The 12,900-nt window shown below is 70.6% G+C and carries 14 protein-coding genes; 10 read left to right on the top strand and 4 right to left on the bottom strand.

Annotation, left to right across the window (positions count from 1 at the left end; all coding sequences use genetic code 11):
• Position 1 precedes the first annotated feature (1 nt).
• On the top strand, positions 2–970 hold the full coding sequence (locus tag AC4BGC_RS13315; RefSeq protein ID WP_490547937.1) for a zinc-binding dehydrogenase: 969 nt from the start codon (positions 2–4) through the stop codon (positions 968–970).
• Positions 970–1,647, top strand: coding sequence for an SDR family oxidoreductase (locus tag AC4BGC_RS13310; RefSeq protein ID WP_490556213.1), 678 nt, complete (start codon positions 970–972; stop codon positions 1,645–1,647). Before AC4BGC_RS13315 ends, AC4BGC_RS13310 begins: the two co-directional genes overlap by 1 nt.
• A gap of 27 nt (positions 1,648–1,674) precedes the next feature.
• On the opposite strand, the gene AC4BGC_RS13305 is transcribed toward AC4BGC_RS13310, so the two are convergent.
• Positions 1,675–2,310 carry a TetR family transcriptional regulator gene (locus tag AC4BGC_RS13305; protein ID WP_490556212.1) on the bottom strand — a complete coding sequence of 212 codons (636 nt, stop codon included), beginning with the start codon at positions 2,308–2,310 and terminating at the stop codon, positions 1,675–1,677.
• Between the two features lie 174 nt (positions 2,311–2,484).
• On the opposite strand from AC4BGC_RS13305, the gene AC4BGC_RS13300 reads away from it, so the two are divergent.
• From AC4BGC_RS13300 to AC4BGC_RS13290, 3 genes are read left to right on the top strand one after another with little or no spacing between them, the layout of a single operon-like run.
• On the top strand, positions 2,485–3,594 hold the full coding sequence (locus AC4BGC_RS13300; RefSeq protein WP_490556211.1) for a ferredoxin reductase: 1,110 nt from the start codon (positions 2,485–2,487) through the stop codon (positions 3,592–3,594).
• 32 nt (positions 3,595–3,626) lie between these two features.
• Positions 3,627–4,766, top strand: a complete 1,140-nt coding sequence (locus tag AC4BGC_RS13295; RefSeq protein ID WP_490556210.1) for a fatty acid desaturase family protein — start codon at positions 3,627–3,629, stop codon at positions 4,764–4,766.
• 25 nt (positions 4,767–4,791) lie between these two features.
• A complete protein-coding gene (locus AC4BGC_RS13290) occupies positions 4,792–5,085 on the top strand; it encodes a hypothetical protein (RefSeq protein WP_490547943.1) in 294 nt (97 codons plus the stop codon).
• Here AC4BGC_RS13290 and AC4BGC_RS13285 read toward each other — a convergent pair.
• Positions 5,067–5,672 carry an acetoacetate decarboxylase family protein gene (locus AC4BGC_RS13285; RefSeq protein WP_490547944.1) on the bottom strand — a complete coding sequence of 202 codons (606 nt, stop codon included), beginning with the start codon at positions 5,670–5,672 and terminating at the stop codon, positions 5,067–5,069. The two genes, AC4BGC_RS13290 and AC4BGC_RS13285, sit on opposite strands and share 19 nt — an antisense overlap.
• A gap of 25 nt (positions 5,673–5,697) precedes the next feature.
• Positions 5,698–6,666, bottom strand: a complete 969-nt coding sequence (locus AC4BGC_RS13280) for a helix-turn-helix domain-containing protein (RefSeq protein WP_490556209.1) — start codon at positions 6,664–6,666, stop codon at positions 5,698–5,700.
• A 94-nt stretch (positions 6,667–6,760) separates the two neighbouring features.
• Here AC4BGC_RS13280 and AC4BGC_RS13275 point away from each other — a divergent pair, with 94 nt between their 5' ends.
• From AC4BGC_RS13275 to AC4BGC_RS13255, 5 genes are all read left to right on the top strand, one after another.
• Positions 6,761–6,949: a hypothetical protein gene (locus AC4BGC_RS13275; RefSeq protein ID WP_490547947.1), complete on the top strand. Its 189-nt coding sequence runs from the start codon at positions 6,761–6,763 to the stop codon at positions 6,947–6,949.
• Positions 6,950–7,029: 80 nt separating this feature from the next.
• Positions 7,030–8,526, top strand: coding sequence for a pyridoxal phosphate-dependent decarboxylase family protein (locus AC4BGC_RS13270; RefSeq protein ID WP_490556208.1), 1,497 nt, complete (start codon positions 7,030–7,032; stop codon positions 8,524–8,526).
• Positions 8,526–9,836 (top strand): lysine N(6)-hydroxylase/L-ornithine N(5)-oxygenase family protein, encoded by a 1,311-nt coding sequence (locus AC4BGC_RS13265; protein ID WP_490556207.1) that lies wholly within the window; start codon positions 8,526–8,528, stop codon positions 9,834–9,836. The genes AC4BGC_RS13270 and AC4BGC_RS13265 overlap by 1 nt, the downstream gene beginning before the upstream one ends.
• Positions 9,833–10,408 carry a GNAT family N-acetyltransferase gene (locus AC4BGC_RS13260; protein ID WP_490556206.1) on the top strand — a complete coding sequence of 192 codons (576 nt, stop codon included), beginning with the start codon at positions 9,833–9,835 and terminating at the stop codon, positions 10,406–10,408. The genes AC4BGC_RS13265 and AC4BGC_RS13260 overlap by 4 nt, the downstream gene beginning before the upstream one ends.
• Positions 10,405–12,162, top strand: coding sequence for an IucA/IucC family protein (locus AC4BGC_RS13255; RefSeq protein WP_490556205.1), 1,758 nt, complete (start codon positions 10,405–10,407; stop codon positions 12,160–12,162). The genes AC4BGC_RS13260 and AC4BGC_RS13255 overlap by 4 nt, the downstream gene beginning before the upstream one ends.
• On the opposite strand, the gene AC4BGC_RS13250 is transcribed toward AC4BGC_RS13255, so the two are convergent.
• Positions 12,163–12,900: an AAA family ATPase gene (locus tag AC4BGC_RS13250; protein ID WP_490556204.1), complete on the bottom strand. Its 738-nt coding sequence runs from the start codon at positions 12,898–12,900 to the stop codon at positions 12,163–12,165.

Below are 12,900 nucleotides of genomic sequence, written 5' to 3'. Positions count from 1 at the left end.
CATGTTCGCTGTCTACGCAGAGTCCTTCTCCACCGACAACCCGCTCGACGGCCTCGTCCTCGGGGAGCGACCCGAGCCCGAGGTGCCCGACGGGTGGACCACGGTCACCGTCAAGGCGGCCTCGCTGAACCACCACGACCTGTGGTCGTTGCGCGGGGTCGGGCTGAAGGAGGACGCGCTGCCGATGATCCTCGGCTGCGACGCCGCCGGTCTCGACGAGGACGGCAACGAGGTCGTCGTGCACGCGGTGATCAGCGACCCGGCGTGGACCGGTGACCAGACCCTCGACCCGAAGCGGTCGCTGCTCAGCGAGCGGCACCCGGGCACCTTCGGCGACTTGGTGGCGGTGCCGCGGCGCAACGTGATCGCCAAGCCCGAGTCGCTCTCCTTCGAGGAGGCGGCCTGCCTGCCGACCGCGTGGCTCACGGCGTACCGGATGCTCTTCACCCAGGGCGGCCTCAAGGCCGGCGACAGCGTGCTGGTCCAGGGCGCCGGCGGCGGGGTCGCCACCGCCCTGATCACCCTGGCCAGGGCCGGCGGGCTGCGCGTCTTCGCGACCAGCCGTGACGAGGGCAAGCGCGCCAAGGCCCTCGAGCTCGGTGCCCACGAGGTCTTCGAGTCCGGTGCCCGGCTGCCGATGAAGGTGGACGCGGTGATGGAGACAGTCGGCAAGGCCACCTGGTCGCACTCCATCCGGGCCCTGCGCCCGGGCGGCGCGATCGTCATCTCCGGGACCACCTCGGGCCCGAAGCTCGACGACGCCGAGCTCACCCGGATCTTCTTCCTCCAGCTGCGCGTGATCGGCTCCACCATGGGCACCAGTGACGAGCTCGCCTCCCTGGTCAACCTGCTGGACTCCAGCGGTGCCCGGCCGCTGATCGACCGCACCCTGCCGATGGAGAAGGCCAAGGACGGCTTCGCTGCGATGGCGGAGGGCGACGTCTTCGGCAAGATCGTTTTCACCCGCTGATGAGCACCCACCTGCTCACCGGTGCCGGATCCGGCATCGGTGAGGTGATCGCCGACGCCCTGCGGGACCGCGGCGACACGCTCGTCCTGGTGGCCCGCTCGCAGGAGCGCGCCGACGCGCTCGCCGACCGCTACCCGGGAGCGACGGTGGGCGTCGCCGACCTCGCCGACCCGGAGTCGATCGAGGGGCTCACGCTGCCGGCGGAGCTGGACTCGGTGGTGCACGCGGCCGGTGGCGTGGACCTCGGCCGGGTCGAGGAGCTGAGCGTCGCGCAGTGGCGCGCCCAGCTCGACGTCAACCTGCTCGCGCCCGCCGTGCTCACCCGGCTCGCCCTGCCCGCGCTGCGCGCCAGTCGCGGGACTGTGGTCTTCCTCAACTCCGGGGCCGGCCTGCGCGCCAACCCGCAGTGGGCCGCCTACGCGGCCTCCAAGCACGGCCTGCGCGCGCTCGCCGACTCGCTGCGGGCCGAGGAGCTCGAGAACGGGGTCCGGGTGACCAGCGTCTACCCCGGCCGCACGGCCACCCCGATGCAGCGCAAGGTGCACGAGCAGGAGGGCAAGGAGTACGCCGCCCAGGACTGGGTCCAGCCCGGGACCGTCGCGGACGTCGTCCTGCACGTGCTCGACCTCCCGCGCGACGCCACCATCCCCGACCTCACGGTGAGCCCCGGCCCCTGATCGATCGCCCCTGATCGGCCGACCGGGTCAGCGGGGCTGGTCCGAGCGCCAGTGCAGGGCGCCCACCAGCAGCATCCGCAGCTGCGTGCGCGCCTGCTCGGCGATCACCGCGTCGGCGCCCGGGCGGGCGCTCAGGATGGCCTCGGCGGTGCCGATCATCGAGTTCACGATCAGGTTCGACAGCACCCGCAGGTCCTCGGTGGACCAGAAGGCCGGGTCCGTCAGCCGGGCGAGGTCGGCGGCGAGCTCCCGCTCGACGAGCTCGATCTGGTGCCGGATGGCGGCACGGACGGCGGGGGGACCCGCGACCTTCTCGCGGAAGATGAACGCGAAGTGGTCGTGCTGGGAGTGCACGTGCTCGACCAGCAGGTCCACCGAGCTGTCGATGATGTCCTGGTAGTTCGGGTCGCTGCGGCGGGTGTCGCGCAGCATCTCGCGCAGGGACCCGAAGGACTCCTCGACGAGGGCGAGCCCGAGGTCCTCGATGGAGTCGAAGTGGCGGTAGAACGCGGTCGGCACGATGCCGACTGCCTTGCTCACCTGGCGCAGCGACAGCGCCACCAAGCTGCTGTCCTCGCACAGCTCGAGGGTCGCGTCCAGCAGCGCGCGCCGGGTGCGCTCCTTGCGCTCCCCGCGCGACTCGGCGTGGACGGCGCTCTCCATGCCTTCGACCCTACTGGTCTTCTCGCCGGGTGGACGGTCGTGCTCCATCTCAGGCGGCAGTTGCCCGGGGTGTTGGGCGTCACGCGCCGCTTGTCTTGACCCTCGTCGTCGTAGCCCGCAGACTTTTGAGTGAACACATGTTCACTCAAACTACCTTCCACGGAGGCGTGCGACATGACGATCACCGAACGCATCCTCGGCTCACGAGCGCTGGCAGCGCTGACCTCGCCGCACAGCGTGGACCGCTACCTCGAGCAGATCAACCCGATGTGGGCGGCCACGGAGGTTCGCGCCCGGATCGTCTCGATCGAGCGCGAGACCGACGGGGAGAACCCCGTCGCCACGATCACCCTGCAGCCGACCAGCACCTGGCGCGGTCACCGGGCCGGCCAGTACGTCCAGGTCGGCGTGGAGATCAACGGGGCCCGGCGTACGACGCGGTGCTTCTCGATCTCCTCGGCCGAGTCCAACCCCGGCGAGCAGTTCTCGATCACCGTGCGGGCCCACGAGGAGGTCCGCCCGGGACAGCAGCGGGTCAGCAAGTTCCTGGTGTGCGAGGCCCAGCCGGGCGAGATCGTGCACCTGAGCCAGGCCGAGGGTCGGTTCACCCTGACCGAGAGCCCGGCGACCCCGACGAACAACGAGCTGCTGATGATCTCGGGCGGCTCCGGCATCACCCCGGTGATGTCGCAGATCCGCACCCTGCTCCGCGACGGGTACGACGGCAGGGCGAACCGCAAGAAGGTCACGTTCCTGCACTACGCCCGCTCCCGCGAGGACCAGATCTTCGCCGAGGAGCTGAACCGGATCGCCTGGCAGGACAACGGGATCGACGTGCACACGCGCTACGGCGAGAACTTCACCGCGGAGTCGCTGGCCAGGCTGGTGCCGAACTTCCGCGACACCGACACCTGGGCGTGCGGGCCGGCACCGATGATGTCGCTGGTCGCCGAGGCGTACGGCGACTCGCCGCGGCTGCGCACCGAGTTCTTCAAGATCTCGACAGGCCAACCCGTCGACGGTGACTCCGCCGACGGCGAGGTCTCCTTCTCCCGCAGCGGGACGACCGCCCCCAACTCAGGTGCCTCGTTGCTCGAGCAGGCCGAGGAGCAGGGCCTGAGCCCGGAGTACGGCTGCCGGATGGGGATCTGCTTCTCCTGCGTCGCCCGCAAGAGCGAGGGCACCGTGCGCAACGTCCTCACCGGCGAGGAGTCCTCCCTGCCCGACGAGGAGATCCGCGTCTGCGTCTCCGCCCCCGTCGGCAGCTGCTCCATCGATCTCTGATCGACACCCCAGACCCACCGAAAGGATTCGACATGACCATCACCACCGAGGCGCCCACCAAGCAGGCGCCCACGAAGACCGACAACAAGCTGACGCCCGAGCAGATCGAGGCGTTCGGCGACGAGATCGACGCGATCCGGCAGCGGATCATCGGCCAGCTCGGCGACGAGGACGCGGACTACATCCGCGGCATCGTCAAGAAGCAGCGCCAGCTCGAGGTCGCCGGACGCGCCCTGATGTACCTGCCTCCGGCCTGGCCGCTCGCCGTCGCCGCCCTGAGCGTGTCCAAGATCCTGGACAACATGGAGATCGGGCACAACGTGATGCACGGCCAGTACGACTGGATGGGCGACCCGGGCCTGAACTCGCGGATGTACGACTGGGACAACGTCTGCCCCCGCGACCAGTGGAAGTACTCGCACAACTACATCCACCACACCTTCACCAACATCCTCGGCAAGGACCGTGACATCGGCTACGGGATCCTGCGGATGGACGAGGACCAGAAGTGGCACCCGTACTACCTGGGCAACCCGGTCTACGCGACGCTGCTGATGATCTTCTTCGAGTGGGGCGTGGCGATGCACGACCTCGAGGTCGAGAACATCGTCAAGGGCAAGCGCTCCCTCGAGGACAACAAGCCGCTCTACCCGGGCCTGCTGCGCAAGGTCCGCAACCAGGCGCTCAAGGACTACGTGCTGTTCCCGGCGCTGACCGGTCCGCTGTTCCCGCTGACCTTCGCCGGCAACGCGACCGCGAACCTCGTCCGCAACGTGTGGGCCTTCAACATCATCTTCTGCGGCCACTTCCCGGCCGGGGTGGCGACCTTCACCGAGGAGGAGTGCGAGGACGAGTCCCGCGGCCACTGGTACTACCGCCAGCTGCTCGGGTCGGCCAACATCACCGGCGGCAAGCTGTTCCACATCATGACCGGGAACCTCTCGCACCAGATCGAGCACCACCTCTTCCCCGACCTGCCGGCGCGCCGCTACCCCGAGATCGCCGAGGAGGTCAGGGAGATCTGCCAGCGCTACGGGCTCGACTACAACACCGGGCCCCTGGGCAAGCAGCTGTTCAGCGTCGCGAAGAAGATCTGCAGGTTCGCGCTGCCCGGGGCCCGCAACAACGCCCCCGAGCACGGGACCAAGGTGTCGCAGGACATGGCCGCGTGAGAGCGAACCTGAGAGACTTCCGGGCATGGTGAACCGACCGATGAACGACAGGCTCAGCAAGGCGGAGATCCGCAAGGACGCGTTGCAGGACGGTGTCACCGCAGCGAGCCAGGCCGTCGGCAGCGTCGCGACCATCATCACCGGGGCCGTCGGCGACATCGCCCGGACCGTGGGTGGGTTCGCGACCGAGATCTTCGAGATCCGCGACTCGGTCCGCAAGGCCGGTCGAGACCACATCCGCGCCGTTCCCGACGAGCCGGAGCTCTCCGCCGGCCCGGCGGGCCGGGTGGCGGGCGAGGGTCAGCCGAAGGACATCTGAAAGTCGCTCATCCGCGCCGACGCGAGGGGTCGCTTGCCTGCCAGCCAGGCGAGCGGCCCCGCGGCGTTGAAGTCCCAGGTGCCGTGGGCGGGGAACGCCTTGGCGCTGCCCTTGATGTGCGCGACGACCTCTCGGTCGGCGCCGGGCTCGTCGGCGGCACGCTGCTGCCAGGTGGATCCCTTGAACGGGACCCGCGGGACGTTGCGGGAGACGTCGGTGAACCGCGCCGAGGCGATCGGGGTGCCCTCGAGGCTGGTGCTCCACGACGTGCGCTGCACCCGGCCCCCACTGGTGGTCTGCTCGAAGTCGCACAGGTCCTTCGGGATCGCCCACAGTGCCCGGCCGCCCTCCATGGAGTCGGGCGAGTCGACCCAGATGTCGGTGATGTTGACGCGTCGGCCGCCGGCCTCGCTGACGACATGGGCGACGAGGAGCTCGGAGTAGGTCAGCGGGCTCGGCGTCTCGTAGGAGACCAGTGCGACGCCGTACACCCCGGGCCGGCGGTCGGGGTGGTCGTCCTTGCGGACGCGGAACAGGGACAACCAGAGCTGGCCGTGCATGTTCCACGGCGCGGGGGGATAGGTCATGCGCAGACTCTAGGGGGAACCTGTTCTAGCCGACGCGGAGGTCCGGTGCCCGGAACGTACGCCGGTACTCGGCCGGGGCCACGCCCACGGCCGTCCCGAAGTGGTGGCGCAGCAGCGCCGCCGATCCGAATCCGGACCGCTGCGCGACCGTCTCGATGGGGAGGTCGCTGCTCTCCAGCAGGGTCCGCGCGTGGTGCAGCCGCTGGGCCAGCAGCCACTTGCCCGGTGTGGTGCCGGTCTCGGCTGTGAACCGCCGTGCGAAGGTGCGCTCGGACATCGCGGCCCTGGCGGCCAGCGCCCGGACAGGCTGTTCCTCGGCGAGGTGCTCCCGCATCCAGGTCAGCAGCGGAGCCAGGCTGTCGGCCTCACAGGTGGGCACCGGGAGGTCGATGTACTGGCGCTGCCCTCCGTCGCGCTGTGGGGGCACCACCATCCGGCGGGCGATCCGGGTCGCCACCGCGGCGCCGAGCTCGCACCTGACGTGGTGCAGGCAGGCATCGATGCCGGCAGCGGTGCCGGCACTGGTGATCACCCGGTCGTCCTCGACGAACAAGACGTCGGGGTCGACCGTGGCAGAGGGGAAGAGTCGCGCGAGGTCGGCCGCGTGGCGCCAGTGCGTGGTGCAGGAGCGGCCGTCCAGGAGACCGGCCGCACCCAGCAGGAAGGCACCGGAGCAGACGGAGAGCACCCAGGCGCCGCGTGCGTGGGCACGGCGGAAGACCTCCAGCAGCGGCTCGGAGAGTGGCGCGGAGAGGTCGTAGGCGGTCGCGATCACCAGGTCGGCGTCCTCGGCGGCCTCGAGGCCGTGCGGGGTCGTCATCGTGATCCCGTTGCTCAGCTGCAGCGGAGCGCCCGGGTGCTCGGAGCAGGCGCGGAAGTCGATCGGGGGGACACCGTCGTCGGTCCGGTCGACACCGAAGATCTCGGTGACCACGCCGAGCTCGAACATCATCGGCCCGGGCGGGACGACCAGGGCGACGCGAGAAAGGGGCATGACCTCGAGTATGGCAGGAGTGTGGCAGGAAACCGATGGTGGACGACTTTCCTGCCACTGTTGGCGGGATTCCGGCGGGAGCAAAGTCACTGCCATGACCACTTTCCTCGCACTCGCGCTCCTGCTGCTCCTCCTCGGGGTCCCCTTGCTGCTCCTCGAGCGCAGCCACCGCCACGCACGCGACCTGCCGGGGCAGCCGCCCGGGGCGGACGCCCTCCGGGACGCCGACTACGCGCGGCTGCGTCACGACCTGGACGTGATGCGGCGTACGTACCTGACGTGAGACGTGGGTCGACACCGCGACCGAGATCAGTAAGGTAAGGCTTACCTAACTCGCTCTTCTCGGAAGCCAGGAGGACCTGGGTGCGCACCTCGACCCTGCAGCACGTGTTCCATCCCGACAACATCGAGGAGTACCTCACCTCGATCACGGCCGGTGCCCACCACCTCGCCGACACGCTGGGCCGGGTGCGCGGGCCCAGCGCCGGCACGACTCCGGCCCAGGCGGCCGCACCCGTGGCCGACATCGATCTCGACGTCCCGGCCGAGGACCTCGGAGCCACGCTCGGGGAGCTCTCCCGAGTCTGGCTCGACGACGCGGTGTGGTTCCACGAGCCGACCTACGCGGCGCACCTGAACTGCCCGGTGGTGATCCCGGCTCTCCTCGCCGAGCTCTTCGTCTCCTCGGTGAACTCCTCGATGGACACCTTCGACCAGAGCGTCGGGGCCACCCAGGTAGAGCGGCGCCTGGTGGACTGGACGGCGGCCCGCATCGGGCTGCCGACCTCGGCGTACCCGGACCGGTCCCGGGTGGGTACCCGCGCAGACGGCATCTTCACCAGCGGCGGCACCCAGTCGAACCTGCAGGCGCTGCTGCTGGCCCGGGACACCGCCCTGGGAACGGGTGCCGGCCCGGATGGCCAGGACGTGACCTCGGACCGGCTGCGGATCCTCGCCTCCGAGGACGGCCACTTCAGCGTCGACAAGGCGGCCCGGCTCCTCGGCCTGGCCCCCGACGCGGTGCTGAAGGTGGCCTGCGACGAGCAGCACCGGATGCGTGTGGACGACCTCGAGGCGCAGCTCGACCAGTGCGTCGAGCAGGGCCTGGTCCCGATGGCCGTGGTCGCGACGGCCGGCACCACTGACTTCGGGGCGATCGACCCGCTGCGCCGCATCGCAGGAGCTTGCGAGCGCGCGGGGGTGTGGTTCCACGTCGACGCGGCGTACGGCGGCGGGCTGCTGGCCTCGCGGCGCCGGCGGCACCTGCTCGACGGGATCGAGCTCGCCGACTCGGTGACCGTCGACTTCCACAAGACGTGGTTCCTGCCGGTCTCGGCGAGCGCGGTGATCGTGCGCGACGCCCGGACCCTGGGGCACCTGACCCACCACGCCGACTACCTGAACCCCGCCGGGTCCACCGACCCCAACCAGGTCGACAAGAGCCTGCAGACGACGCGGCGCTTCGACGCCCTCAAGCTCTGGATGGCCCTGCGGATCATGGGACCTGACGCCATCGGCGACTACTTCGACCAGGCGATCGACCTCACCCAGCGGGTGCACCGCGCGACCTTGGAGATGTCCGAGATCGAGGTGGACGTGCCTCCGCTGCTGAGCACGCTGGTGTTCCGCTACCGCCCGCTCGAGGTGCCGGCCGAGGAGCTCGGCGAGCTGAACCGCCGGGTCCGTGAGGAGCTCTACCGGCGCGGCAACGGCATGGTCGCCGCGACCAGCGTGGACGGCACCACCTGGCTCAAGCTCACCCTGCTCAACCCGATGGCCACGGTCGCGGACATCACCGGGATCCTCGACGAGATCTGCGCGATCGGCGCCCGGGTGCTGCCCGGCTCGGAGGTGGCGTGATGCACGTCCACGACTTCGTCGCCGTCGGCATCGGGCCGTTCAACCTCGGCCTGGCCTGCCTGGCCGAGCCGCTCGACCTCGACGGGGTCTTCCTGGAGGCGCGCCCGGAGTTCGACTGGCACCCCGGGATGATGCTCGACGACGCCACCCTGCAGGTGCCGTTCCTGGCCGACCTCGTCACGATGGCCGACCCCACCTCGCCGTACAGCTTCCTGAACTTCCTCAAGGACACCGGGCGGCTCTACTCGTTCTACATCCGCGAGTCGTTCTACCCGCTGCGCCGGGAGTACAACGACTACTGCCGCTGGGCCGCGGACCGGCTGACCTCGCTGCGCTTCGGGCAGCACGTCGACTCCGTGACCCACGACGGCCGGTCCTACCTGGTGCACACCACCGCGGGCGAGGTGTACGCCGGACGGCGGCTCGTGCTCGGTGTCGGGACCAGCCCGGTCGTCCCGGACGTCGCGAGCCGGCTCGTGGAGGAATCGGCCCGGGCGGGGGAGACCGACCGGGTGGCGCTGCACACAGCCGACTACCTCGCGCACCGCGACACCTTGCGCCGGCTGGGCTCGGTCACCGTCGTCGGCAGCGGCCAGAGCGCCGCCGAGGTCTACCTCGACCTCCTCGACTCCCTGGAGCCGGGCCAGAGCCTGAACTGGCTGACGAGGTCACCTCGGTTCTTCCCGATGGAGTACACCAAGCTCACCCTGGAGATGACCTCCCCGGAGTACACCGCCTACTTCCAGGCGTTGCCCGAGCCCACCCGCGAGGACCTCCTGCGCGAGCAGAAGGGGCTCTACAAGGGGATCAGCTCCGACCTCGTCGACCAGATCTTCGACCGGCTCTACGAGAAGCGCGTCGCCGGTGGCGTGGACACCACGATGGTGACCGGGTCAGAGCTGACGGCGGCCCGGTCGCAGGGGTCGGCGTACCGGCTCGAGCTGCACCACCAGGAGTCCGGCCAGGACTTCGCGCTGCGCACCGAGGGCCTGGTGCTGGCCACCGGCTACGCCAACGAGGTGCCCGCGTTCCTCGACCCGGTCCGCGACCGGATCCGGTGGGACGACCGTGGCCGGTTCGCCGCGTCGGCGACCTTCGCCGTGGACCTGGCGGGATCGGAGATCTTCGTCCAGAACGCCGAGGAGCACACCCACGGGTTCGTCGCCCCGGACCTCGGGATGGGAGCGCACCGCAACTCCACGGTGCTGGCGGCGATGCTGGGGCGCGAGGTCTACCCCGTGGAGAAGCGGATCGCGTTCCAGCACTTCGGGGTGCCCGACCACCTGCGCGTGCTGGAGGGGGCCCGATGAACGCGCCGGCGAGCCCGGCGAGCCCGTCGAGCTGGGACCTGCGCGTGGCGCCCCTGGACGTCGGGCGCGACACCGAGCTGCTGCACGCCTGGGTCACCCACCCCCGGTCGGTCTACTGGGAGATGCAGGACGCCGAGCCTGCGGAGGTGGCCACGGAGTACGCCGGGATCCTCGCCAGCGAGCACCACGAGGCGTTCCTCGGCCTGGCGGACGGTCGTCCGCAGTTCCTGGTCGAGCGCTACGACGCCACCCGCAGCCCGCTGGCAGGCCTCCCGGAGATCGAGGAGGGCGACGTGGGCATGCACCTGCTCGTCGCGCCCACCGACGAGCCTGAGCACGGGTTCACCCGCGCGGTGATGCGGTTCGTGATGCGGTTCTGCCTCGCCGACCCCGCCGTACGGCGGGTGGTCGTCGAGCCCGACGTACGCAACCGGGCCATCGCCGCCCTCAACGAGGCGGCCGGGTTCACCGTGCTGCGCTACGTCGAGCTGGAGACCAAGACCGCCGCACTGTCCGTGGCCACCCGTGAGTCCTTCCAGGACTCCGATCTCGAGAGGGGGCTCCTGCGATGACTCTGGCCACCGCCCACCTGACCCCCGCGAACCTCGTGCGCGCGCAGCGGGACCTGGTCGCGAAGGCGATCGCGGAGTTCGCCCACGAGCGGATCATCGAGCCGGTGCGCGACGGTGAGCACTACGTCGTCGAGGCACCTGACGGTCGGGTGCGCTACCGGTTCGCGGCGCGCGAGCTCGCCCTGGAGCACTGGCTGCTCGACCGCGCCTCGCTGTCGCGGGAGCGCGACGGGACGGCCGTCCCCCTCGACGCCCAGGAGCTCGTCGTGGAGTTCGCCGACGTGCTCGGCATCCCGCCGGCGCTGCTGCCGACCTATCTGGAGGAGATCGCGAGCACCCTCGCCTCGACCGCCTGGAAGCTCGAGCACCACGCCACCACCTCCGCGGAGCTGCTCGACGCCGGCTACCAGGACGTGGAGGGCGCGATGACCGAGGGGCACCCCGGCTTCGTCGCCAACAACGGCCGGATCGGGTTCGGCATCGACGACTACGTCCGCTGGGCCCCCGAGGCCGGGTGCGCGCTCCGGCTGGTGTGGCTGGCCTGCCGCCGCTCGGCCAGCCGGCTGAGCCTCGGGGAGGGGATCGACGAGACCGCCCTCTACGAGGACGAGCTCGACCCGGAGGTGCACGAGCACTTCCGCGAGCGGTTGCGCGAGCGTGGTCTCGACCCGGCCGACTACCGGTGGCTGCCGGTGCACCCGTGGCAGTGGACCAACAAGGTGGCGATCACCTTCGCACCCGACCTGGCGCGCGAGGACCTGGTCCACCTCGGGACCGGCCCGGACGACTACCGGGCGCAGCAGTCGATCCGCACGTTCTTCAACGTCTCCCGTCCCGACCGCCACTACGTGAAGACGGCGCTGTCGATCCAGAACATGGGGTTCATGCGCGGGCTCTCCCCGAAGTACATGACCGCGACGCCCGCGATCAACGACTGGGTCGCCGGCGTGGTCACCGCCGACCACACGCTGCGCCGGTGCGGCTTCGGCGTCCTGCGCGAGCGGGCCGCGATCGGCTACACCGGCGACGTGTTCCACGAGCTCGACGAGACCTCGCCGTACCAGAAGATGCTCGCCGCGTTGTGGCGGGAGAGCCCGGTGACCCGGCTCGAGCCGGGGGAGCAGCTGGCCACGATGGCGGCGCTGCTGCACCGCGACGCCGAGGGCACGTCGTACGCCGCGTGCCTGGTGGAGCGCTCCGCGATGACGGCCCGGGAATGGGTGGAGACCTATCTGCGGGTGCACCTGCGACCGCTGGTGCACTGCCTGCTGCGCCACGACCTCGCGTTCATGCCGCACGGCGAGAACCTGATCATGGTGCTGCGCGACGGGGTCCCGGTGCGGATGCTGATGAAGGACATCGGCGAGGAGGTCGCCGTGCTCGGCGACCAGCCGCTCCCGCCGGAGGTGGAGCGGATCCGCCACCGGATCCCCGACGAGCAGCTGCCGCTGCCGATCCTCACCGACGTCTTCGACGGGTTCCTGCGCCACCTCGCCGGGATCCTCGACGAGGACGGCGTGCTCCCGCAGGAGTCGTTCTGGGCGGCCGTCCGCGAGTGCATCGAGCAGCACGCCGTCGACCACCCCGAGCTGGCCGAGGCGGTGGCACGCTACGACCTGCTGCGCCCGGAGTTCCAGCACAGCTGCCTGAACCGGCTGCAGCTGCGCAACACCCTGGAGATGGTCGACCTCGCCGGACCGGCGGAGTCGCTGGTCCACGCGGGGATGTTGCGGAACCCCGCGGCGAGGAGCTAGTCAGTCGTCCGGGGCCGCGAGCACGTGGCGCAGATAGCGCCCCGGCTCGGCGAGGTAGTCGCGCCAGTGCGCGACCAGCTCGAGGTCGTCGTACGTCGTCTCGCGGATGCCCCAGTCGCCCACCTCGAGCAGCCGCGCCCCGGGAAGGGAGGCGAGCAGCGGCGAGTGGGTCGCGCAGACGAGCTGTGCTCCTGCGGCCGCCAGGTCGTGCATCGTGCCCAACAGCGCCATCTGGCCGCTGAACGAGAGCGCGGCCTCGGGCTCGTCGAGGCAGTAGAAGCCGGGGGAGTCGAACCGGGTACGGAGCAGCGTCAGGAACGACTCGCCGTGGCTCATCGCGTGCAGGTCCCCGCCGCCGTGGTCCTCGAGGTAGGTGTAGAGCCCGTGCATCGACTCGGCGCGCAGGAAGAACCCCCACTTGCTGCCGCCGGCCGAGCGCTCCATCGAGAGCCACTCGTGCAGCGGCGACTCCGAGGGGCGGGTGCTGTGCTGGGCGTACGGCGTGCCGCCCTCGCTGGAGAGGCCGAACGTCATCGCGAACGCCTCGACCAGGGTCGACTTGCCGGCCCCGTTCTCGCCGTACAGCAAGGTGACCCCGGGGGTCACCTCGAAGCCCTCGCGGAGCACCTGGTCGACAGCGGCCACGCCGACCGGCCACTGCCCGGTCGCGGTCCCGTTGGGGACGAACCGGCGCACCGGCCGCGAGTCGAAGGACCCGCGGGCGCGCCTGGCGCCCAC

The sequence above is a fragment of the Nocardioides sp. Z38_18 genome (assembly GCF_058215695.1).
The sequence above is the reverse complement of the archived record's forward strand: the minus strand, read 5'-3'. Positions and strand labels throughout refer to the sequence as shown.